Annotated in this window: 20 protein-coding genes and 1 pseudogene; 20 read left to right on the top strand and 1 reads right to left on the bottom strand. The window is 70.5% G+C overall.

Features of this window, described 5'->3' with window-relative positions; translation table 11 throughout:
- The first annotated feature begins 1 nt into the window (after position 1).
- The 19 genes and pseudogenes from OG429_RS08420 to OG429_RS08330 all read left to right on the top strand — a co-directional run bounded on the left by OG429_RS08420 (position 2) and on the right by OG429_RS08330 (position 20,320).
- A complete protein-coding gene (locus OG429_RS08420) occupies positions 2-1,825 on the top strand; it encodes an AGE family epimerase/isomerase (protein WP_328924675.1) in 1,824 nt (607 codons plus the stop codon).
- Positions 1,826-1,862: 37 nt separating this feature from the next.
- A complete protein-coding gene (locus OG429_RS08415) occupies positions 1,863-2,213 on the top strand; it encodes an STAS domain-containing protein (protein ID WP_328924674.1) in 351 nt (116 codons plus the stop codon).
- A complete protein-coding gene (gene glgX / locus OG429_RS08410; RefSeq protein WP_328924673.1) occupies positions 2,210-4,345 on the top strand; it encodes a glycogen debranching protein GlgX in 2,136 nt (711 codons plus the stop codon). Before OG429_RS08415 ends, glgX begins: the two co-directional genes overlap by 4 nt.
- 16 nt (positions 4,346-4,361) lie before the next feature.
- Positions 4,362-4,673, top strand: a complete 312-nt coding sequence (locus OG429_RS08405; protein ID WP_328924672.1) for an STAS domain-containing protein — start codon at positions 4,362-4,364, stop codon at positions 4,671-4,673.
- The gene (locus OG429_RS08400) at positions 4,670-5,143 is read left to right on the top strand and encodes an ATP-binding protein (protein ID WP_328924671.1); all 474 of its coding nucleotides are present in this window, start codon (positions 4,670-4,672) and stop codon (positions 5,141-5,143) included. Before OG429_RS08405 ends, OG429_RS08400 begins: the two co-directional genes overlap by 4 nt.
- The gene (locus OG429_RS08395) at positions 5,125-6,381 is read left to right on the top strand and encodes a PP2C family protein-serine/threonine phosphatase (RefSeq protein ID WP_328924670.1); all 1,257 of its coding nucleotides are present in this window, start codon (positions 5,125-5,127) and stop codon (positions 6,379-6,381) included. Before OG429_RS08400 ends, OG429_RS08395 begins: the two co-directional genes overlap by 19 nt.
- Positions 6,382-7,125, top strand: a complete 744-nt coding sequence (locus tag OG429_RS08390; RefSeq protein ID WP_328924669.1) for a MinD/ParA family protein — start codon at positions 6,382-6,384, stop codon at positions 7,123-7,125. It abuts the gene before it with no gap.
- A 69-nt stretch (positions 7,126-7,194) separates the two neighbouring features.
- Positions 7,195-7,935, top strand: coding sequence for a type 1 glutamine amidotransferase domain-containing protein (locus tag OG429_RS08385; RefSeq protein WP_328924668.1), 741 nt, complete (start codon positions 7,195-7,197; stop codon positions 7,933-7,935).
- A gap of 33 nt (positions 7,936-7,968) precedes the next feature.
- A complete protein-coding gene (locus OG429_RS08380) occupies positions 7,969-9,453 on the top strand; it encodes an aldehyde dehydrogenase family protein (RefSeq protein WP_328924667.1) in 1,485 nt (494 codons plus the stop codon).
- Positions 9,390-10,109: an NADPH-dependent F420 reductase gene (locus OG429_RS08375; RefSeq protein ID WP_328924666.1), complete on the top strand. Its 720-nt coding sequence runs from the start codon at positions 9,390-9,392 to the stop codon at positions 10,107-10,109. The genes OG429_RS08380 and OG429_RS08375 overlap by 64 nt, the downstream gene beginning before the upstream one ends.
- Before the next feature lie 2 nt (positions 10,110-10,111).
- The gene (locus tag OG429_RS08370) at positions 10,112-10,609 is read left to right on the top strand and encodes a (2Fe-2S)-binding protein (protein WP_328924665.1); all 498 of its coding nucleotides are present in this window, start codon (positions 10,112-10,114) and stop codon (positions 10,607-10,609) included.
- 5 nt (positions 10,610-10,614) lie between these two features.
- Entirely contained in the window at positions 10,615-13,020 is a 2,406-nt protein-coding gene (locus OG429_RS08365) for a xanthine dehydrogenase family protein molybdopterin-binding subunit (protein ID WP_328924664.1), read from the top strand.
- Positions 13,017-13,844: an FAD binding domain-containing protein gene (locus OG429_RS08360; RefSeq protein WP_328924663.1), complete on the top strand. Its 828-nt coding sequence runs from the start codon at positions 13,017-13,019 to the stop codon at positions 13,842-13,844. Before OG429_RS08365 ends, OG429_RS08360 begins: the two co-directional genes overlap by 4 nt.
- 60 nt (positions 13,845-13,904) lie before the next feature.
- Positions 13,905-15,152 carry an MFS transporter gene (locus OG429_RS08355; protein WP_328924662.1) on the top strand — a complete coding sequence of 416 codons (1,248 nt, stop codon included), beginning with the start codon at positions 13,905-13,907 and terminating at the stop codon, positions 15,150-15,152.
- Positions 15,149-16,675 carry an ATP-binding protein gene (locus tag OG429_RS08350; protein ID WP_328924661.1) on the top strand — a complete coding sequence of 509 codons (1,527 nt, stop codon included), beginning with the start codon at positions 15,149-15,151 and terminating at the stop codon, positions 16,673-16,675. Before OG429_RS08355 ends, OG429_RS08350 begins: the two co-directional genes overlap by 4 nt.
- 15 nt (positions 16,676-16,690) lie before the next feature.
- Positions 16,691-17,032, top strand: coding sequence for a nuclear transport factor 2 family protein (locus OG429_RS08345; protein WP_257557273.1), 342 nt, complete (start codon positions 16,691-16,693; stop codon positions 17,030-17,032).
- 97 nt (positions 17,033-17,129) lie between these two features.
- Positions 17,130-17,777, top strand: coding sequence for a TMEM175 family protein (locus OG429_RS08340; RefSeq protein WP_328924660.1), 648 nt, complete (start codon positions 17,130-17,132; stop codon positions 17,775-17,777).
- Between the two features lie 72 nt (positions 17,778-17,849).
- Positions 17,850-19,163: pseudogene (locus tag OG429_RS08335) on the top strand (IS701 family transposase).
- A complete protein-coding gene (locus tag OG429_RS08330) occupies positions 19,163-20,320 on the top strand; it encodes an XdhC family protein (RefSeq protein ID WP_328924658.1) in 1,158 nt (385 codons plus the stop codon). The pseudogene OG429_RS08335 and the gene OG429_RS08330 overlap by 1 nt, the downstream one beginning before the upstream one ends.
- A 4-nt stretch (positions 20,321-20,324) precedes the next feature.
- Here OG429_RS08330 and OG429_RS08325 read toward each other — a convergent pair whose 3' ends face one another.
- Positions 20,325-21,524, bottom strand: coding sequence for a serine hydrolase domain-containing protein (locus OG429_RS08325; protein WP_328924657.1), 1,200 nt, complete (start codon positions 21,522-21,524; stop codon positions 20,325-20,327).
- A 257-nt stretch (positions 21,525-21,781) separates the two neighbouring features.
- Here OG429_RS08325 and OG429_RS08320 point away from each other — a divergent pair, with 257 nt between their 5' ends.
- Positions 21,782-23,224: a GuaB1 family IMP dehydrogenase-related protein gene (locus OG429_RS08320; RefSeq protein ID WP_328924656.1), complete on the top strand. Its 1,443-nt coding sequence runs from the start codon at positions 21,782-21,784 to the stop codon at positions 23,222-23,224.
- The last annotated feature ends 166 nt before the right edge of the window (positions 23,225-23,390 follow it).

Raw genomic sequence — 23,390 nt, 5'->3', positions numbered from 1 at the left:
CATGGCGGATGCCGTGAGCTTCTCCTTCTCCGACACCATCGCCGGATACGTCACCCGCTTCGACTCCGGCTCGCGCGTACTGGGTCTGAAGACCTCCGACGGGCGTGCGTTCGACGTCTCGCTCGCCGGTGACCCCAGCGCCGAGCTGGTGCGCAACCTGGACGAGCCCTACATCGACGCGTCCGGGCACATCGACGAGATGCTTTCGCCCGGCCGGTTCCTCTTCGTCTACGGAGTCCACTACCCGGAGCACGGCGGGCGTTTCGACGCCAAGCGCCTGGTGTTCCTGGGCCGCGGCGCCGAGGACTTCCGCTTCGAGGAGCCCAGCTGGTGGATCAAGCAGATCGAGTCGCTGGCCGACTTCTACAAGCGGGCGCAGTTCGGCGACGGTCCGGTGGACTTCACCGAGTACCGCACCGAGATCCGGCTCGGCGGTGACAAGACCGCGAGCCACGTCCAGGAGACCGACACGATCTCCCGCCTGGTCTACGGCATGGCCTCGGCCTACCTGCTGACCGGCAAGGACGAGTACCTGGAGGTCGCCGAGCGCGGCACCGAGTACCTGCGCAAGCACATGCGGGTCGTGGACAGCGAGGAGGACGTGGTCTTCTGGTACCACGGCATCAGCGTCGACGGGGACAGCGAGCGAAAGCTGTTCACCTCGGAGTTCTCCGACGACTACGACGCGATCCCGATGTACGAGCAGATCTACGCGCTGGCCGGCCCCATCCAGACGTACCGCGTCACCGGTGACATCCGGATCAAGAACGACGCGGACGCCACCATCCGGCTGTTCGACAAGTTCTTCTTCGACCCGGAGCAGGGCGGCTACTACTCGCACATCGACCCGATCCTCTTCAGCGCCGACCACGAGTCCCTCGGTGAGAACGCCGAGCGCAAGAACTGGAACTCGGTCGGCGACCACGCGCCCGCGTACCTGATCAACCTGTACCTGGCGACCGGCGACCAGAAGTACGCCGACTTCCTCGAGTACACCTTCGACACCATCGCGGACAAGTTCCCGGACTACAAGAACAGCCCCTTCGTCCAGGAGCGCTTCAACCGCGACTGGTCGCACGACAAGGCGCACAGCTGGCAGCAGGACCGCGCCGTCGTCGGCCACAACCTGAAGATCGCCTGGAACCTGATGCGGATGAACTCGCTGAAGGCCAAGCCGGCGTACGAGCAGCTCGCCAAGAAGATCGGCGAGATCATGCCGGCGGTCGGCAGCGACGTGCAGCGCGGCGGCTGGTACGACGTCGTCGAGCGGGTCAAGTCCGGAGACCAGGAGACGTATCGTTTCGCCTGGCACGACCGCAAGGCCTGGTGGCAGCAGGAGCAGGCGATCCTCGCCTACCTCATCCTGAACGGCACGGTCGGCGGCGAGGCGAACCTGCGCGAGGCCCGGCAGGCGCAGGCCTTCTACAACACCTTCTTCCTCGACCACGACGAGGGCGCCGTCTACTTCAACGTGCTCGCCAGCGGAACGCCGTACCTGCTCGGCACCGAGCGGCTCAAGGGCAGCCACTCGATGTCCATGTACCACTCGGCGGAGCTCTGCTACCTCTCCGCCGTCTACAACAACCTCCTCGTCAACGGCCGGGAGATGGACTTCCACTTCCAGCCCGACCCGACCAACCTGCCCGACCGCGTCCTGCGCGTCTCGCCCGACCTGCTCCCGGCCGGCTCGGTGCGGATCGCGTCCGTCGAGATCGACGAGAAGCCGTACACGGACTTCGACGCCGAAGCCCTCACCGTTCGGCTGCCCGATGTCCAGGGGCGGGTGAAGGTCAAGGTCCGGCTGCGTCCAGTGGCCAAGAAGTAGCGCTCAACGGGGGGCGCCCCAAACAGAGGGGAATGCAATGACTCTCAACGTCAAGGAACGCCGGAACAAGACGGGCACCGTGCTCGTCGCCACCGGTGAGATCAACAGCGAGACATCCGGAGCGCTGCTCCAGGCCCTGCTGCCGCTGGTCCGTGAGGGCAAGCCGCTGAAGATCGACCTCACGGCGGTCACCTACGTCTCCAGCGCGGGCCTGCGCACCCTGCTCGTCGTCTACCGCGAGGCGCAGCACGCCGGCGTCGCCGTCACCCTCTACGGGGTGAGCGAGGAAGTCCGGTTCGTCATGTCGGCCACCGGCTTCCTCGACTTCTTCGAGACCGGCGAGGCCGCCGCCGCGGCCGCCAAGGCCAAGGCCAAGGCCGCGCGATGAGCGAGTCCCAGTCCGAGCAGGTCCTGCGCGTCGACGCGTACCCGACCCACGAGGTGGGCGGGTACCGCGTCCGCGCGGGCAAACCGTTCCCGTTCGGGGCCAACGTGGTCCCCGGCGGGGTCAGCTTCTCCGTCTTCTCCGACCAGGCCACCTCCATGACCCTGGTCATCTACAAGCGCGGAGAGCCCGAGCCGATGGCCGAGCTGCAGTTCCCCGAGGAATTCCGCACCGGCAGCGTCTTCGCCATGACGGTCTTCGGCCTCGACCACGAGAACATCGAGTACGGGTACCGGGCCGACGGCCCCTACGACCCGGTCACCGGCCACCGCTTCGACGCCCGGCAGGTACTCTCCGACCCGTACGCCCGGCTGATCGCCGGCCGCGACGTGTGGGGCGTGGAGCCGGACCGCAGCCGCGGCTACCAGTACCGCTCCCGGGTCTGCCTCCAGGACTTCGACTGGGGCGACGACACCCCGCTGGGCATCCCCGCCGAGGACCTCGTCGTCTACGAGACCCACGTGCGCGGCTTCACCCGGCACCCCTCCTCGGGCGTCACCGCCCCCGGCACCTTCGCGGGGCTGCGCGAGAAGATCCCGTACCTCAAGGAACTCGGGGTGAACTGCATCGAGCTGCTCCCCGTGTTCGAGTTCGACGAGAGCGACAACCCGCGCTCCAACCCGGAGACCGGCGAGAAGCTCTTCGACTACTGGGGCTACAACACCATCTCGTTCTTCGCGCCGAAGGCCGGCTACGCGGCCACCGGCCGGTACGGGATGCAGGGCGACGAGTTCCGCACCCTGATCAAGGACCTGCACGCCGCCGGCATCGAGGTCATCCTCGACGTCGTCTTCAACCACACCGCCGAGGGCAACGAGCAGGGGCCGACGATCTCCTTCAAGGGGCTCGACAACGCCACGTACTACATGCTCACGCCCGAGGGGTACTACTTCAACTTCAGCGGCACGGGCAACACGGTCAACTGCAACCACCCCGTCGTGCGCAACTACGTGCTCGACTGCCTGCGCCACTGGGTCGCCGACTACCACATCGACGGCTTCCGCTTCGACCTCGCGGCCATCCTCGGCCGGGCCCTGGACGGCACCCCGCTGCCCAACCCGCCGCTGCTGGAACTGCTCGCCTTCGACCCCGTCCTGCGGCACACCAAGCTCATCGCCGAGGCCTGGGACGCGGGCGGCCTCTACGAGGTCGGCAACTTCCCGGCGTACGGCCGCTGGGCGGAGTGGAACGGCAAGTACCGCGACACCGTGCGCAGCTTCCTCAAGGGCGACCCCGGGGTGACCGGCGAACTGGCCACCCGCATCGCCGGCTCGCCGGACCTCTACTCCAGCCGCGGGACCTCGGCGTCCGTCAACTTCCTGACGGCGCACGACGGTTTCACCCTCGCCGACCTGGTCTCCTACAACGACAAGCACAACGAGGCCAACGGCGAGGGCAACAACGACGGCGGCAACGACAACGCCAGCTGGAACTGCGGCGCCGAGGGGCCGACCGACGACCCCGAGGTGAGCGCGCTGCGGCTGCGCCAGATGAAGAACGCCCTCGCGATCCTCTTCACCAGCCAGGGCATCCCGATGCTGCTGGCCGGGGACGAGGTCGCACGCACCCAGCAGGGCAACAACAACACGTACTGCCAGGACAACGAGCTCTCGTGGTTCGACTGGGACCAGGTCGACGACAACGCCGAACTGCTCCGGTTCACGCGGGAGATGATCGAATTCCGCAAGCACCACCGCGAGCTGCGCTCCACCGCCCACCCCACCGGACAGGTCCGCGAGAACGGCCTGCCGGACATCAGCTGGCACGGGGAGCGGGCCTGGCAGCCCGACTGGTCGGCCGAGAGCCGGCTGCTCGCGGTGGCCCGCTGCGGCGCCGGTGACGACGACGTGGTGTACGTGGCCATGAACTCGCACTGGGAGTCGCACGACCTGGAACTGCCCGCGCTGCCCGGCGGGCGGAGCTGGCACCTGTTCGCCGACACGGGGGCCGAGGCACCGTACGACATCCGCACTCCGGGTACCGAGCAGGAACTGGACAACGCCGGGAAGTACCTGATCGGCCCGCGGTCGGTCGTGATCCTGGTGGGCCGTACCAATGATCCCGAGATGCTGTGACCGAAGGAGACCTGACATGCCGCTTTCCGTGTCCCTGAGCATCGAGGGCGACACCACCGTGATCGAGCTGACGGGCGAGCTGGACGCCAAGACCGCGCCGGACTTCCACCAGACCATCGAGAAGGCCGCCGGACACGGCACCAGCACCGTCGAGATCAGGATGGCCGGCGTCGGCTACATGGCCAGCGCCGGACTCCGCTCCCTGGTCTTCGCCCAGCAGAAGGTCGCGAACAACGTCACCATCAAGGTGGTCGGTGCCATCGAGCCCGTGTCCCGGACCATCCGGACGGCAGGGCTCGACCGCAGCATCCTCCTCTCCGATGAGTGACCACCGTGAGTGACATGGTCGAACTGGCGAGGACGCCCGTCGTACTGGAGGTGCCCGCGACGGTGGGGGCACTGGGCGAGATCGCCTCGTTCGTCCTGCGGCTGGCCGGACGGGCGGGCCTGGACAAGGGCGCCGCCTACCGGCTCCGGCTGGCCGTGGACGAGCTGGCCACGAACATCGTGATGCACGGGTACCGGGGCGGCGACGGACGGATCACCGTCCGCGGCCGCTCCGGCCCGGGCGGGGTGCAGATCACCATCGAAGACGCCGCACCCGCCTTCGACCCCGTCGAAGGCCGCCTCCCGCCCGTCCCCGGGGTCGCCCCCGAGGACCGGCGGATCGGCGGTCTCGGCATCCATCTGGCACTGACCAGCGTGGACGAGTTCAGCTATGCGCACAGGGACGGCCGCAACATCAGCATGCTGACAGTGAAGGCTGAGGGGACGGACCCATGCCCTCCACGACCGTGATCATCCTCGACGAGTACCCGCCACCGCCGCCCGAGCTGCTGACGGCGCTGCGGACCATGGACGCGGAACTCGTCACCCGCACGCTGACGGAGCTCCGGGACGGCCCGCAGGAGCTGCTGCCCGTCGCGGACGTGCTGCTCGCCCCGGCCGAATCCGACGGGGAGTCCGTGCGGACGGCCGTACGCCGGCTGCGCCGCTGGGCCGGGGCCCCCATCGTGGTCGTCTGGACGGTGACCGAGTTCGCCGCCCTGGAGGAACACGTCCGGATCGGGCACGACTACCTCGTACCTCCCTTCCTGCCCACCCTGGTCGGGGCCCGCCTGCACAGCTGCTCGGAGCGCGCCGGACTCGGCCGCACCCTGCGCGAAGCCGACGCCCGCGCCGAACTCATGGGCTACGAGAAGGAGCTGGAGATCGGCCGGGAGATCCAGGCCGGGTTCCTGCCCGAATCGCTGCCCGTCCCGGACGGCTGGGAGATCGACGTCCGGTTCCGGCCCGCACGCCAGGTCGCCGGGGACTTCTACGACGTCTTCGAGATCTCCCGCGGCCGCCGGCTCGCCTTCGTCGTCGCCGACGTCTGCGACAAGGGGGTCGGGGCGGCGCTCTTCATGGCGCTCATCCGCTCGCTGCTGCGGCACACCGCGGAGAACAGCGGCCTCCAGCACCTGGTCGCCGGACGCGCGGGCGGCAGCCGGCGGATCCCGGTGGTCGGTGCCACCCCGCTGCTCAACGCGGTCACCGCCACCAACGGCTACCTCACCCGCAACCACCTGCGCCAGGGCTACTTCGCCACCCTGTTCTTCGGCGTGCTCGACCCGCTGACCGGCAGCCTCGTCTACATCAACGGCGGCCACAACCCGCCGCTGCTGCTGCGCGCCGACGGCAGCCGGCCCATCGCGCTGGACGTCACCGGCCCGGCCGTCGGGGTCCTGCCCGACTGCGTGTACACCCTGGGCTACGCCCAGCTGGACCACGGCGACACGCTCTTCGCCTTCACGGACGGCGTCCCCGAGGCCCGCTGCCCCAACGGCAGCTTCCTCGGCGACGAACGGATGCTGGAACTGCTCGCCGGCGCCCCGGTGAGCGGCAAGGACGTGGTCGACCGGATGGACTGGGCGGTGCGCGAGCACACCGGCACCGCCGAACAGCACGACGACGTCACCATGCTGGCCCTGCACCGGCCACGCGCGGCGCGGGGGCCGTACGCGGACGGTGCCCGTCACAAGGTGGTGGCCTAAGTGACCCGCACCATCGTGGTGCACTCGCACCGCGGTGGGACGGGCAAGTCCTCGGTACTGGCGAACCTCGCGCTGCTGATCGCGGCCGGGGGGCGCCGGGTGGGAGTGGTGGACACCGACATCCAGTCACCCACCTTGGACCTGCTGTTCCGGCTCGGACCCGGCGCCTCCCTGGCCGACTACCTGCTCGGCCGCTGCGAGATCGAGGCGGCGGCCCAGCAGGTGGGCGCGCCCGGGCTGTACGTCGTACCGGCCCGGACCGGCACCGCGGCCCTGCGCGAGCTCATGACCAGCGGCTACGACGTGGGTCTGCTCCCGGAGGGGTTCGACCGGCTGGCCGGGCACTACGCCCTCGACGTACTGCTGCTCGACACCCACGCCGGGCTGAACAACGAGTCGGTCACCGCCATGGCGAGCGCCGACGTACTGATGATCATGGCCCGGGCCGACCGGATCGACCTCTCCGGGGTCGAGGAGACCATCGCCCTCGCGGGGCGCCTGGCCTGCCGGCGGACCGTGGTGCTGAGCATGGCCCCCGAGGGCATCGACCGGGTAGAGGCCCGGCGGCGCGCCGAGGAGGTCTACTGCGCACCCCTGGCCGGGATCCTTCCGTACTCGCCGGAAATGGCGGCGCTGTACGGAGAGCGCATATTCGCAGAAGCCCATCCCGACCACCCCCTGGTCGGTGAATTCCGCACCATCATCTCGGCGTTGGACGCACGTGACGAAGTATCGCGGGCCTGACGCCGTCCCCTTACGCCCCCTGCGGGCGCCGTGTTGAATCGGCAGCGAATCCAGAACAAGGAGAGAATCATGAAGATTCTCGTCGTCATGACGGCCAAGGCCACGCTCCATCTACTGGACGGCGAACAGCACCCCTCGGGATTCTGGGCCGAGGAATTCGTCGTTCCCTTTACGTTGTTCAAGGCCGCGGGCCACGCCGTGGACGTCGCGACGATCGGTGGCCAGGTTCCGACCGTCGACCAGACGAGCATCGATCCCCAGTTCCTCCAGTGGGTCCGGCCGCAGGGCTCGCCGGACGAGGACGCGGCCAACGCCGCCGAGTACGTCCGGGTCATCGGGAACACCCCCCAGCTGAAGGCCCCCATCGCGCTGGAGTCCCTGACCGAGAAGGACATCGCCGACTACGACGGCGTGTACATCAGCGGCGGTCACGGCGCGATCGGCGACCTGCCGAAGTCCGACGAACTCGCGCAGATCCTGCGCTGGATCATCGCCCAGGACAAGCCGCTCGCCACCGTGTGCCACGGCCACACCTCGCTGCTCGCGCTGCGCGACGGCGAAGGCCGCTGGCCCTTCGAGGGCTACCGGATGACGGCCTTCTCGCACAGCGAGGAGCTCGTCACCAACATGGCCGGCCGGCTCCCGCTGATCCTGGAGGTCGAGCTCACCCGGCTCGGCGCCCGCTACGAGAAGGCCGAGGCGATCTGGGACTCGCACGTCGTCGTGGACCGCAAACTGACCACCGGTCAGAACCCGTACTCCTCCAAGGCCCTCGCCGAGACGTTCTTATCGCAGCTCGCGAAGGGCTAGTACCGCCCCCGCATCCGACACCGGAAGGCAGCCATGACCAAGCGCGCGCTCAGCGACCAGCCCTTGGCCAACCCCGGGAAACTGTTCATCGGCGGCAAATGGGTTCCCGCCCAGGACGGCCGTACCGAACCGGACATCAGCCCCGTGGACGGCCAGGAGATCGTGCCGGTGGCCCAGGCCACCGCCGCCGACGCGGACGCGGCCGTCGCCGCCGCCCGCAAGGCGTACGAGGAAGGTCCGTGGAGCAGACTCTCCGCCCAGGAGCGCGCGCTCAGGCTGAACCGGGTCGGTGAGCTCATCGAGCGCGACCTGGAGGAGATCGCCCTGCTGGAGACCGTGGACATGGGCAAGCCGTTCGCGTTCTCCAGCACGGTCGACGCTCCCATGGCCGCCCAGCTCATGCACTACTACGCCGGTGCGGTGACCCGCGTCGACGGCTCCTCGCGGGCGCCGGCCGGCGGGCAGTTGGCCTACACCCTGCGCGAGCCGCTGGGCGTGGTCTGCGCCATCACCCCGTTCAACTTCCCGCTGCTGCTGTCGATGACGAAGATCGCACCGGCGCTGGCGGCGGGGAACACGGTCGTCCACAAGCCCTCCCCGGCCACCCCGCTCACCGCCCTGAAGATCGCCGAGCTCTTCCAGGAGGCGGAGATCCCGGACGGTGTGCTGAACGTGATCACCGGTCCCGGCGTGGAACTGGGCGAGACCCTCACCGACCACCCGGACATCGACAAGATCGCCTTCACCGGTTCCACCGTGGTCGGCCAGTCCATCATCCGCAAGGCGGCCGGCACCCTGAAGAAGGTGACGATGGAACTCGGCGGCAAGTCCGCCAACATCGTCTTCGCCGACGCCGACCTCGATGCCGCCGAGGAGCTCGCCTTCTTCGGCATCTACTACAACAAGGGCGAGATCTGCACCGCCGGCTCCCGCCTGCTCCTGCACCGGCCCATCCACGACGAGATGGTCGAACGCCTGGTCCGCCGGGCCGCCGCCCTCAAGCCGGGCGACCCCCGTGACCCCGCCACGCTGTTCGGGCCGCTGGCCCACCGCGGCCAGTTCGACAAGGTCAGCTCGTACATCGAGGTCGGCGAGAAGGAAGGCGCGGTCCTGCGCACGGGCGGCAGCGGGTGGACCCCCGAGGGCGCCTCCAGCCAGGGCCTCTACTTCCTGCCGACCGTCTTCACCGGCGTCGACAACGGGATGCGGATCGCCCAGGAGGAGATCTTCGGGCCGGTCCTGTCGATCATCCCCTTCGACACCGAGGACGACGCCGTACGCATCGCCAACGACAGCGCGTACGGCCTCGCCGCCGGAGTCCACACCAAGGACCTGCGGCGCGCCCACCGCGTCGCCTCGCAGATCAAGGCGGGCACGGTCTGGGTCAATTGCTACAACCAGTACGACCCCTCCGTCCCCTACGGCGGCTACAAGGCCTCCGGCTACGGCCGCGAATGCGGACCCGAGTCGCTGGAGAGCTACACCCAGACCAAGTCGGTCTGGATCGGCATGGACTGACACCGCGGGCCGCGCGGAATCCAGAGATCGAGGAGCGTCACATGCGGACAGGCATCATCGGCACCGGACGGATCGGCACGGTCCTCGCACGGATCCTGGTGGCGGCAGGCCACGAAGTCGTGCTGGCCAACGCCCGGGGCCCGCAGACCCTCGGCCCGCTCGTGGCCGAACTGGGCCCGGCGGCCTCGGCGGCGCACCCCCTCAAGGCCGCCGGGCAGGCCGAACTCCTGGTGCTGATGGTGCCGTTCGACAGCGTGCGGGGCCTGCTGCAGCCGCACGTCGTACAGGACAAGGTGCTGGTGGACGCCACGAACGCGTTCAGCGGCCCCGGCGCCCCCGCCGACCTCGGCGGCCGGGGCTCCAGCGACCTGGTCGCCGAGTGGTATCCGGGCGCACAGGTCGTGAAATCCCTCAACACCATGCACTTCGAAACTCTCGCAGTCGCCGGCACCGCTGCCGGTGAGCGCCTGGCGCATTTCACGGCGGGCGACGACGGGAAAGCGAAGGAAATCGTCGCGGGAATCATCACGGATCTCGGATTCGCGCCCGTAGACACCGGCCCGCTGCACTCCGGGGGAATTCTCCAGCAGCCCGGCGGGCCCCTCTTCAACCGGCCGCTCACGGAAGCGCAGGCGCTGGCATGGATATCACACTGAACGTGAACGGAAGACCCGAGCAGTTCTCGGCGCAGCCGAACGAACTGCTCGTGGAACGACTCCGCGACGGCCTCGGACTGACCGGCACCAAAGTCGGCTGCGACACCGGCCAGTGCGGCACCTGCGTCGTCCAGCTGGACGGCAGGTCGGTCAAGAGCTGCCTGATCCTCACCGCCTCGGCCGCCGGCTCCGAGGTCGCCACCATCGAGGGCGTCACCACGGCCGGCGGCGAACTGACCGGGCTGCAGGAGGCACTGCGCCAGGAGCACGGCACCCAGTGCGGGTTCTGCACCCCCGGCATGGTCATGGCCCTCGGCGAGCTGGTCGACAGCACGGCCGGCGGCGAGGCCCCCACCGAGCCCGAGATCCGTGAGTGGCTCACCGGCAACCTGTGCCGCTGCACCGGCTACCACAGCGTCGTCCGCGGAGTGCAGAGGGCCTGCGCGGCCGCCCGCGCCGAAGCGCCCGCCGGCTCCGCCGCTGCCGGACAGGAGGCGTGAGGGACATGACCACAGCGACGGGGGAGAGCGCTCTCCAGGAGAACGGCATCCTCGGCAAGCCGCTGGACAGCCGCGAGGACCCGCAGCTCCTGCGCGGCGAGGCCACGTACGTCGGGGACATCGACCTGCCGGGCACGGCCCACATGGCCATCCTGGGCAGCCCGGTCGCCCACGCGAAGATCCTCTCCATCGAGACGAAGGCGGCGGAGCAGCTGCCCGGCGTGCTGAAGGTGGCCACCGCCGCCGACTTCACCGACGTCATGCCGCTGCCGTGCATCTGGATACCCGGCGGGGTCGAGAGCCACTTCCCGCCCCACCCCTACGGACTTCCCGGCGCCCGCCCGGTCCTCACCGGCGACACCGTGCGCCACGTCGGCGACCCCATCGCCGTGGTGGTCGCCGAGACCCCGCGCCAGGCCGCCGCCGCGCTGGCCGCCATCGCCGTCGAGTACGAGCCGCTGCCCGTGGTGACCCGGGCCGACGAGGCGCTCGCCGAGGGCGCGCCCCAGCTGCACGAGGCCGTCCCGGGCAATCTGAACGCGTATTGGACCTGCGGCGACAAGGACCGCACCGACGCGGCCATCGCCGAGGCCGAGGTCACCGTCGAGCTCGACCTCGTGAACCAGCGCACCATCAACAGCCCCATCGAGCCGCGCGGAGCGGTCGGGGACTACAACGCCGCCACCGGCGAGTACACCCTCTACGCCTCCACCCAGGGACCGCACAACCACCGCTTCCTGCTCTCCGCGCTGGTCCTCGGCATCCCCTTCAACAAACTCCGGGTGATCGCCCCGACCGTCGGCGGCAGCTTCGGCACCAAGGGGTACCTGTACCCCGACATGGCGCTGGTCCTGCTGCTGTCCAAGGCGCTCGGCCGGCCCGTGAAGTGGGTGGACACCCGTACCGGGCTGATGAACTCCACCGTGCAGGGCCGCGACCACCGCCAGCACGTCGTCCTCGCCGGCACCCGCGACGGCCGCATCACCGCCGTGCGCTGCACGAGCTACGCCAACCTCGGCGCGTACCCCTCGACGATCGGCCCCGGCGTCGCCACCGCCCTGATGGGCCGCTCCATCAGCGGGATGTACGACATCGACGCCGCCTTCTGCGAGGTCTACGCCGCCTTCACCAACACCGTCTCGCTCGGCGCCCAGCGCGGCAGCGGGCGCGCCGAGGCCGCCTTCCTCATGGAACGCCTGGTCGACCGGTACGCCTCCGAGATCGGCATGGACCCGGCGGTGGTGCGGCGCAAGAACCTGGTGCCGACGGAGAAGTTCCCGTACGACAACGGCCTCGGCTGGACCTACGACTCCGGGAACTACCAGCTGAACTTCGACCGGGCCATCGAGCTGTCGGGCTACGCCGACATGCCCGCACGCAAGGCGGAGGCCCGCACCCGCGGCAAGCGCCTGGGCGTCGGCATCGCCACGTACGTCGCGATCTGCGGGGTCGGCCCCTCCACCCGGATGTCCAAGGAGGGCATGCTCGGCGGCACCTGGGAGAGCGCGAACGTCCGCGTCCACCCGACCGGCGAGGTCACCGTCACCGTCGGTTCCGCCTCCACCGGCCAGAGCCACGGCACCGTCTTCGCGCAGGTCGCCGCCGACGAGCTCGGCATCGACCCGGCCCAGGTCCAGGTGTACGAGGGGGACACGCTGAAGGCCCCGTACGGACAGGGCACCTACGGCTCGCGCTCCTACAGCATGGCCGCGCCCGCCGTCGCCCTCACCGCCCGGAAGATCAAGGCCAAGCTGGTCAAGGCCGGCGCGGTCTTCCTGGGCATCCCCGAGGACAAGGTCGTCTACGAGGGCGGCAAGGTCTTCGAGGAGGGCAACGCGGAGAACACCAAGACCTTCGCCGAGCTGGCGATGGCCATGTGGTACGGCTGGGGTCTGCCCCCGGAGATCGAGCCCGCGCTCGACGAGACCACCCACTTCGACCCGCCGGACTTCAACTACCCCTTCGGGACCCACGTCGCGGTCGTCGAGGTGGACGAGCTGACGGGCGAGACCGAGGTCGTCGCCTACACCGCGGTCGACGACGCCGGGAACATCGGCAACCCGAAGGTGGTCCTCGGCCAGATCGAGGGCAGCATCGTCCACGGGCTCGGCCAGGCCCTCATGGAGGCCGCCGAGTACGACGAGAACGGGCTGCTCGTCAGCGCCGACCTGAACCACTACGCCCTGCCGCGCGCCACCGACGCGCCGTTCTTCTCCCTCGACAAGACGTGCACGCCCAGCCCGCACAACCCGCTCGGCGCCAAGGGCGCCGGCGAGATCGCCACCGTCCCGCCCGCCGCGGCCGTCGTCAACGCCGTCGTCGACGCCCTCTCCGACCTGGGCGTCACGCACATCGACATGCCGCTCACCCCCGAGAAGGTCTGGCGCCGCCTGAGAGGGGAAGCCCAGTGATCCTCACCGAATTCGACTACGTCCGGCCCGCGGGCCTCGACGAGGCGCTCACCCTGCTGTCCGGGACGCGCGGCGCCCGGGTACTGGCAGGAGGCCAGAGCCTGCTGCCCGACCTGCGTGCCGGCGCCGACCAGGCCGGGCTGCTCGTCGACATCCGGCGGCTGGAGGAGCTGCGGGGCATCACGCGCACCCCCGACGGACCGCGGCTGCGGATCGGATCCCTCACCACGCTCGCCGAGCTTTCCGCCGACCCGCTGGTGCTCGCCGGGGCACCGGAACTGGCCGCCGCGGCCCGCGCCAACGGCGACCCCCAGGTCCGCAACCTCGGTACCGTCGGCGGCAACCTCGCCGCCGGCGGCCGGGCCACCGACCTGCCGGTCGCCGCCATCGCCGCCGACGGCGAGGTCGAACTCGCCGGTCCCGGCGGGCGGTCGACCGTACCCGCCGAGGAGTTCGCGGCCGCCGGCGCACCCGCCGGCACGGTCGTCACCGCCCTGCTGGTGCCCGCCGCGGGACGGGCCGCCGCCTTCGAGAAGACCGCCGACCGGGCCACCCGCTACCCGGTGTGCGCCACCGCCGTACGGATCACCCCCGACGGACCGCGCATCGCCGTCACCGGAGCCACCGCCCGCCCGCTGCGGCTGCGCGCGGTCGAGGACCGGCTGCGCGGGGGCCCGTACACCACGGACGCCGTACTCGCGGCGTTCCGCGCCGAGCCCCGGGAGCTCTTCGTCCCCGGGCGCGGCACCTCGGCCGAATACCTCGGCCACCTCGCGGGGGTGCTCACGGCCCGCGCGCTGGCGAGGGCCCAGGCCCTCGCCTGACCGTCATCACGGGTCCCACGCGGGGTCCATCACGGGGGAGTTGAGCAAGCAGTGGCCGACATGTCGAAAACGACCACGGGAGTCAGCGTGCACCCAGCCGCACCAGCGGCCAGTGCGCCCAGAGGTTCCGGCTTCTGGGTGGTGGGCGCGGTCCTCGTCCTGCTGATGCTCTCCTCCTCCGTGCCCTCCGCCCTCTACGTGCTCTACCAGGAGAAGTGGGACCTGTCCTCCGGCATGATCACGGTGGTGTTCGCGCTGTACGCGGTCACCGTGCTCGCCGGGCTCCTGCTGTTCGGGTCGCTGTCCGACACCCTCGGCAGGCGCCCGGTGCTGGCCGCCGGCCTGCTCCTCGCGATCGTCTCGATGGGCCTGTTCGCCTCGGCCCAGGGGCTCGGGCTGCTGCTCGCCGCCCGCGCCGTGCAGGGGCTCGCCGTGGGCCTGGCCACCGGGGCGATGGGCGCCGCCCTGCTGGAACTCAGCCCCGTGTCCCGGCCCGCGCTCGGCGCCCAGGTCAACAGCGCCGGGCCGACCGTGGGGATCGGGCTCGGCGGGATCGGGGCCGGCCTCCTCGTCCAGTACGCGCCCGCGCCGACCGTACTGAGCTACCTGCTGCTGGTCGGGGCCTTCGCCGTGACCTTGGTCGGCGTGGTCCGGATGCGCGAGAGCGCACCGGGGGCGGGTGGCCGCTTCCGGGTGGTCCCGCACCGGATTCACGTGCCGGCCGGCGCCCGCGGCCGGTTCGCCGTCCTCGTCCTGACCATCGTCGCCGTCTGGTCCGTGGGCGGCTTCTACCTCTCGCTGGGCCCGCACCTGGCCCTCTCGCTCCTGGAGTCGACCAACTACCTCGTCGGCGGCGCCACGGTCGCACTCCTCGCGGGCGCCGCCACCGCGGCCCAGTTGATGCTGGGCCGCACCGAGGCCCTGCACACGGCCGTGCTCGGGCTGTGCGGACTGCTCGCCGGGCTCGCCCTGGTCCTGCTCGCGCTGGGTCTCGGCTCGGCCGCCGTGTTCCTGGTGGCCACGGCGGTCCTCGGCAGCGGCTGGGGCGCCGCCTTCCTCGGCTCCTTCCGGGCGCTGAGCGCGCTCGCGGACCCCGCGCACCGCGGCGAACTGACCGCTGCCGTATACGTCTTCGCGTACCTCGCGATGAGCGTGCCGGCGGTCCTCGCCGGGATGCTCACCAACATCCACGGGCTGCACCGCACCTCGGTCGGCTTCATGGCCGCCGTCGCCGGGGTGTGCGCGCTGGCCCTGCTGGTCACCCTGCGGCTCGCCGCCCGCACCCGGGCCGAGGGGAGTCCCGCGTGAACGCCCTGGAACTGAGGTCCGCGCTGCGCGGGCTGGAGATCTTCGCCGGTATCACCGAGGACCAGCTGGACTGGCTGGTCTCGGTCTCCGAGCCCCGGGTGCTCGCCGACGGCGAGGTGCTCTTCCGGGACGGCGAGGAGGCGACCGGCTTCCACGTCCTGCTCTCGGGCGGGCTGGTCGTCACCAAGGTCGTCGACGGCCGGGAGGAGGTGCTCACCCGGCACTCCACCGAGGAGGAGAGCGCCTCCGCCGAGGACCACGACGGCAAACCGTCGGCCGCCCACCGGTTCACCGGCGAACTGCCGCTGCTGACCGAGGGCTCCTACGTGGCCACCGCGGCGGCGAGCGGGCCGTCGACCACCGTCGTGGCCTACGCGAAGCCGGTCTTCTTCGAGATGCTGACCCGCTGCCACGGGGTGGCCGCCGTACTGATCCCCGTACTGGCCTGGCGGATCAAGTCCTCCGAGGTGCAGGCCCGCAAGCGGGCCACCGTGGAGGCGCTCGGCACCCTCGCCGCGGGCCTGGCCCACGAGCTGAACAACCCGGCGGCCGCCGTGGCCCGGGCCGCGCAGGAGCTGGCTCCCGCCCTCGACCGGCTCACCCGCACCGCCCAGGCCTGGGGCGCGGCCGCCAGCGGCGCGGAGCGCTCCGTCTTCGACCGGCTCGCGGAGGAACTGGACAAGCTGCCGCCGCCGGACATCACCGACCCGCTCGCCCAGGCCGACGCCGAGGAGGAGATCGCCGACTGGGCGGAGGAGGCGGGCACCGAACGGTCCGGCCTGCTCGGCTCGGGAGTGGCGGACCTCGGGCTGGAGCTGGGCTGGCTGCTGGAGCGGCTGGAGGGCGTCGGCGAGCCCGCCCTCGCCGTCGCCCTGGACCACCTGGCGGCGCTGCTGGAGATCCGCTCGCTCGCCGCGGAACTACGGGCGGCCGGCCCGCGCATCTCCCAACTCGTCTCCGCCACCCGGGATTACGCCAATCTCGACCGCGCGCCCGAACAGCGCTTCCCGGTGACCGACGGTCTGGAGAACACGCTGGTCGTGCTGCGTGCCAAGCTCGCCGGGATCAGCATCGTGCGCGCGTACGAGCCGGACCTGCCCGAACTGACGGGCTATCCGAGCGAGTTGAACCAGGTGTGGACCAACCTGGTCGACAACGCCGCCGAGGCCATGGAAGGGGCCGGCGTGCTCACGTTGCGCGCCCGCGCCGAAGGCGTCTGCATGGTCGTGGAGATCACCGACACGGGCCGCGGAATCCCGGAGGAATCCCTGCCGCGGATCTTCGAACCCTTCTACACGACCAAGGACGTGGGCAAGGGCACGGGCCTGGGGCTGCACCTCAGCTACCGCATCGTGACCCAGCGGCACCACGGGTCGATCACGGCCCGCTCGCGCCCGGGCGAGACCCGGATGGTCGTGCGGCTGCCGTTCGCCGGGAGCGCCCAGTCCTGCGCCTCACCTGCCGAAACACCCACATCGACCAGTTCCCCGACCAGCCCCTCCAGCAGTTCCTCCACCAGTTGAATGAACGGAGTCGACATGGCCAAGTACGACATCTCCAAGCTGCACCCGGTGTTCGTCCGCCAGATGGAAGCGCTGGCCGCCCTGGACATCGAGGCGGTCATGAAGAACTACACCGACGACGCGGTGCTGTTGCGCTTCGAGGGGGTCTCGGTGGGCATCGACGCCGTTCGCGAGACGTTCACCGGCTATCTCACCGTGAAGCCCACGCTGGTGGAACTCCAGGAGTACATCGAGACGGACGACACCATCTTCTACCGGGCGATCATGAACCTGAACGGTGAACCGGAGCACGCGTTCGGGACACTTGTCGTCCGCGATGGCCGAATCTGGCGGCAGACTGCCGGATTCGGCGGCTGACGGCCGGAATCTGGGTAGCGTGTGCGGGGAGGGCGGGGGACGTACGCCCTCCCCGTATGCGCGAGTCGTAGATATATGCAGTGGCGAAGGGGAGGCCATGGAACGCGAAACCGGACGGGTCGAGGCATTCAGTGATGGCGTATTCGCCATCATCATTACGATCCTCGTCCTGGAATTGAAGGTTCCGGAGGAAACGGGATCCGATTTCTGGCACGGGGTCCGTGAACAGTGGCCGCATTACGCCGCGTACGTGGTGAGTTTCCTCATTATCGGTGTGATGTGGGTGAATCACCACACCATCTTCAGTCACCTCAAGCGCGTCGACCGCCCTCTGTTGTTCCTGAATCTCCTGGTGCTGATGGTGGTGTCGGTGATTCCGTACACGACCAATGTGCTCGCCGAGCACCTCATGGAGGAAGGCGGTTCGGCCAACGCCGCGGCCGTGCTCTACAGTCTCGTCACCGTGGCCTACGCCTTGGCGTTCCTGGCCTTCTGGTGGTACGTCACCCAGGTCGGGCACCTCTTCCACGAGCAGGTCGACAAGGAAGGTGCGCGGGCGACCAGGGTGCGTTTCGGCCTCGGCGCCATCGCCTACCCCCTGACCGTGCTCCTCGCGTTCTTCTCCGCACCGCTCACGCTTGTCGCACACTTCCTGATCGCGCTCTACTATGCGGCGAACCAGATCCCCATCCCACTCGTGGTAGAGGAAGAGCGGCTCGATACTGCCAGCGACCTCAGGAAGTAGCCGCCGGGGCCTACGGCCGTTCTCCGCGGTAAAGTAGGGTATTGGATCTAGCTGGTCGCGGGGGAGGCCCAGATGGCTCGCGTAGTCCTGCCGGAGGATTCCACGAAGGAAATCTCCGAATTGATCGACGTCCTGATCTCTCTTCTCTTCGAGTCCTTACCCCGGCGGGACCAGCGAAACTGGGCCCGCGTTTATCTGAACGGCCTGGTGCGGACCACCGGAAAGAAAACCATCCGTAACATCGCCGGAACAGGAGCCAGTTCCGTCGAGCAGAGTCTTCAGCAGTTCATCAGCAAGTCCCCCTGGGACTGGACCCCGGTCCGCCGCTCCCTCGCCCAGCACCTCGAACGCACCGCGCAGCGCCCGCTGGCCTGGGTGCTCCAGCCCATGGTCATAGAGAAGGCGGGTGACCGCTCGGTCGGTGTCGGCCGGCAGTTCGTCCCCCAGCTCGGCCGCACCGCCAACTGTCAGCAGGCCAGCGGGATCTGGCTCGCCTCCAGCGAGGCGAGTTTCCCGGTCGAATGGACCCTCACCCTCCCCGGGCCCTGGACCAGCGAACTCCTGCGCCGCCGCAGGGCCGGAATCCCCGACACGGCCCGCTCCCTCACCCCCGCCCAGGACGCCGTACACGCCGTCCAGCGCATGGCCGCCAGCTGGCAACTCCAGCGCCGGCCCGTGGTGATGGAAGTCGCCAACGGCGACCTCCCGCAGAGCATCGAGTCCTTCGCCCTGCAGGACATCCCCTTCGTCTTCAAGGTCGACGGCTCGCTGCCCGTCTCCTTCGGTGGTGCCGGCCGCCACAAGCCGGGCCCCCACACCGCGCCCGCCCGCGAGCTCATCGACTCCCTGCGCTCCCAGCGCCGCGTCGTCGAATGGACCCGGCACGGCCGGGCCGAAGGCGCGGTGACCCTGCTGACCTCGGCCACCATCCTCGCCACCCCCAGCGAGGACCGGCCGGCACCCGTACCGTCGACCCCGCTGCTGCTGGTGGGAGCCTGGACCGAAGCCGCCCTGCTGCCCTCCGAGTTCTGGATCACCAACATCGGCGACCGGCCCCTCGCCCAGCTGTTCCTGCTCGCCAAGCTCACCGACCGCGTCTCCCTCGACTTCGCCGAGACCTGCGAACCCGTGGGGATCCGGGACTTCGAGGGCCGCTCCTTCCGCGGCTGGCACCACCACGCCACCCTGGCCAGCGTCGCCCACGCCGCGAAACTCCTGGGCGCGCGCGACCCGGTGCACGACGCCTACACCGGAGTCGCCCGCTCCGCCGCCACCCGGTCCGCCGCCGCGGCCCGGCCGACCCTCCCCCGGCCGTCGGCTCCCGCCGTCATGCCGCCCCGGCCGCTCATTCCCGGCCAGACCCCGCGCCGTGAGTACATCCGCTGATGCTCGACATAGCCGACGAGCTACGCGCGTGGTGTGCCGCGCGCCGGGAATTCGCCCTGGCCACCGTCGTCTCCGTCAGCGGCAGCGCGCCACGCGGACCGGGCGCCTCACTCGCCGTCGACGACCGGGGCACCGCGCTCGGCTCCATCTCCGGAGGCTGCGTGGAGTCCGCCGTGCACGAGCTGTGCCTCGACGCGATCGAATCCGGCCAGGGCGGCCTGCACCGCTTCGGCTACAGCGACGACGACGCCTTCGCCGTGGGTCTCACCTGCGGGGGAGTCCTGGACGTCCTGGTCACGCCGGTGCGCGGGCGCGACCCGGTGCGCCCGGTCCTCGGCTCGGTGCTCGACGCCGCCGCCGGCGGGACGCGGGCCGCGCTGGCCCGGGTGGTCCGCGGCCCCCAGTCCCAGCTCGGCCGGGCTCTCGCCGTGCACGCCGACGGATCGCACGAGGGCACCCTGGGTGCGGGCGCGGAGCTGGACCGGGCCGCCACCGGGCAGGTCAGGGCGCTGCTGCTGGCCGGGCGCACCGGCACCGTCGAGCTCGGCACGGCCGGCGGACTGTGCGGAGAGCCGCTGACCCTGCTGGTCGAATCGGCCGCCGAACCGCCCCGGCTGATCGTCTACGGAGCCATCGACTTCGCCGCGGCCCTGGCGCGGATCGGCGCCTTCCTCGGCCACCGCGTCACCGTGTGCGACGCCCGGCCCGTCTTCGCGACCCCGGCCCGCTTCCCCGACGCCGACGAGGTGGTCGTGGACTGGCCGCACCGGCACCTGGCCGGGGAGCGGGACGCGGGCCGGCTGGACTCCCGTACCGCCGTGTGCGTCCTCACCCACGACGCCAAGTTCGACGTACCCCTGCTCGCGCTCGCCCTGCGGCTGCCACTCGCCTACGTCGGCGCCATGGGATCGCGGCGCACCCACGCCGAACGGGCCGCGCGCCTGCGCGAGGAAGGAGTGCCGCAGGCCGCCCTGGACCGGCTGCGCTCCCCGATCGGCCTCGACCTGGGCGGCGCGACCCCCGAGGAGACGGCCCTGGCCATAGCCGCCGAGTTCACGGCGGTCCGGCACGGCGGCTCGGTCCTCCCGCTGGCGCAACGCAGCGGTCCGGTGCACCGGCGTACGGCGCAGGCCGTCCGGGCGGCCGTGCGGGGATGACCGCTCAGTCCTGGGGCTGGATGTCGTACACGTTGTCCGGGGTCGCGATGCCGGTGATCGTCTTGGCGATGAGCGTGCTCGGCTCGCTGCCCTCGTGGTGGATGTCGGTGTTGATCAGGATGACCAGGGTCGCCCGATCGGAGGGGAGGTAGACGCTCACGCTCTCGTATCCGGGCAGCGAGCCGTTGTGCCCGATCCATCCGTGGTTGTCGAAGATGCCGAGCCCGTAGTCGTTGCCGGGAATGCCGGTGGGGAGCATCTTCAGCCGCTCCGCCTGGGTGGCGGGGGACAGGAGCGTGCCGGTGGCGAGGACCTGAGCCCAGCGCCGGAGGTCGTCCAGGTCGGAGATCATCGCGGCGGCCGCCCACCCCCAGCTCGGATTCCAGTCCGTGGCGTCGGTTTTCGCGCCGGTCGGGGTCAGATCGGTGTAGCCGTGTGCGTGAGGGGACGGGAACTCGGCCGCGAGCGGGAACAGCGTGCGGCGCAGGTGCGCGGGGCCGTCGACCCGCTTGTCGATGAAGTCGGCCAGGCTGAGCCCGCTCACCTTCTCCACCACCAGGCCGAGCAGGACGGTGTTGGTGTTGGAGTACTGGAACTTCTCCCCGGGCCCGGAGGTGTTGGGGTGCCGGAAGGCGTAGGCGAGCAGTTCCTGCGGTGTGAACTGGCGCTCGGGGCCGGCGACCAGCGCCTGCACGAAGTCGGGGTCGGCGGTGTACGGGTACAGGCCACTGCGCATCTCGGCCATCTGCCGCAGGGTGATACGGCCGCCGTCGGGGACGCCGGCGACGTACTTGGAGATCGGGTCGTCGAGTCCGACGAGGCCGTCGTCGACCAGTTCGAGTATTGCGGTGACCGTGAACGTCTTGGTCACGCTGGCGATGCGCATGAGCAGGCCGGTCTGCATCGGCCGGCCCGTGGCGGTGTCGGCGACGCCGGTGGCACGGATGTAGCTGCCCCGACCGGGCAGGCACAGCCCGACGATCACTCCGGGTACGCCGGCCTCTTTCCGGGTGCGCTCGATGGCCTGGTCCAGCTTGGCGGTCAGCTCGGGGCCGAGACCCTCCTGCGGGCAGTCGTCCCCGTACCGGGCGGAGACCGCCGCGGGCGGCGGAGCCTGGTCAACCGGGGCCGAGGCGGCGGCCGGAGCCGACGCGAGGACGAGCAGCAGTGCCGCGGCCAACGCACGGGCGGGACTGCGTCGCATGTCGGGACGCCTCTCCTCGGAGACCTGGAGCCTGCGTTTCCTCTCCCCACTCCCCTTCTCCGGTCTCCAGTCTCCGCCCGTCCGGCGCATCCCGCGCGCGCCCGGGACCAAGGTCCTGTAGGAACCGACCACACGGCCCGGTATGTCCTGGACGATCGGCCCGGACCGTGTAAACGGCAGGTCGTGGGAGAATGAAGTACGTGCGTTTCCTCGGCTGACAGGTCGGGGTACCTCCGATCGACTGGGATGTTCAGCACGTGCGTTTCCTCAATGACCAGAAGCCGCCGTACGACCTGACGTACGACGATGTGTTCATGGTGCCGAGCCGCTCCGCGGTCGGTTCCCGTCAGGGCGTCGACCTTTCCGCGCCCGACGGCACCGGCACCACCATTCCCCTCGTCGTGGCGAACATGACCGCCATCGCGGGCCGCCGGATGGCCGAGACGGTCGCCCGCCGCGGCGGCATCGTCGTCATCCCGCAGGACATCCCGATCGAGGTCGTCACCGACGTCATCTCCTGGGTGAAGACCCGCCACCTCGTGCTCGACACCCCGATCACGCTGGCGCCCACCCAGACAGTCGCCGACGCGCTGTCCCTGCTGCCCAAGCGCGCCCACGGCGCCGGCGTCGTCGTCGACGGCGAGGGCCGCCCGGTCGGCGTCGTCACCGACCACGACCTCACCGGCGTGGACCGCTTCACCCAGCTCTCCGAGGTCATGTCGAAGGAGCTGCTGCTCATCGACGCCGACATCGACCCGCGCGAGGCCTTCAACAAGCTCGACGCAGGCCACCGCAAGCTGGCACCGGCCGTCGACAAGGACGGCAAGCTCGTCGGCATCCTCACCCGCAAGGGCGCGCTGCGCGCGACCTTGTACACCCCGGCCACCGACGCCAACGGCAGGCTGCGCATCGCGGCCGCCGTCGGCATCAACGGCGACTTCGTGGCCAAGGCCAAGCAGCTGCTCGACGCGGGCGTGGACACGCTCGTCATCGACACGGCGCACGGCCACCAGGAATCGATGATCAACGCGATCAGGGCCGTCCGCGCGCTGGACCCGCAGGTCCCGATCGTGGCCGGCAACATCGTCGCCGCCGAGGGCGTGCGCGACCTGATCGAGGCCGGCGCGGACATCATCAAGGTCGGTGTGGGCCCCGGCGCCATGTGCACCACCCGCATGATGACCGGCGTGGGCCGCCCGCAGTTCTCCGCGGTGCTGGAGTGCGCGGCCGAGGCCAAGAAGTTCGGCAAGCACGTGTGGGCCGACGGCGGCGTCCGTCACCCGCGCGACGTGGCGATGGCCCTGGCCGCCGGCGCGTCGAACGTCATGATCGGCTCCTGGTTCGCCGGTACGTACGAGTCCCCGGGCGACCTCCAGCAGTCCGCCGAGGGCCGCCTCTACAAGGAGTCCTTCGGCATGGCCTCCGCGCGTGCGGTGCAGAACCGTACGAGCGAGGAGTCGGCCTACGACCGGGCCCGCAAGGGTCTGTTCGAGGAGGGCATCTCCACCTCGCGCATGTTCCTCGACCCGGCCCGTCCGGGCGTCGAGGACCTGATCGACTCGATCATCGCGGGTGTCCGGTCCTCGTGCACCTACGCCGGCGCCGGATCCCTCGCGGAGTTCGAGGAGAACGCCGTGGTCGGCGTCCAGTCGGCCGCGGGCTACGCCGAGGGCAAGCCGCTGCACGCCAGCTGGAGCTAGTTCCCCCGCTCTTCCTCCCGTGGCCCCCGGGCCCGTCCCCACGGACGGTCCCGGGGGCCACGCCCGTTTCCCGGGGCGCGGCCCGTCCCGGGACCGTCCGTGGGTCGGCGTTCGCGCGCGGCGCGCACCACAGCCCCCGGCGGAGCCGGTCGACCGTTCGGCTCGT

Source organism: Streptomyces sp. NBC_00190 (assembly GCF_036203305.1).
In the GTDB taxonomy this organism is placed as follows: domain Bacteria; phylum Actinomycetota; class Actinomycetes; order Streptomycetales; family Streptomycetaceae; genus Streptomyces.
Note: the sequence above shows the minus strand (reverse complement) of the source record. Positions and strands in the feature narration are given on the sequence as shown.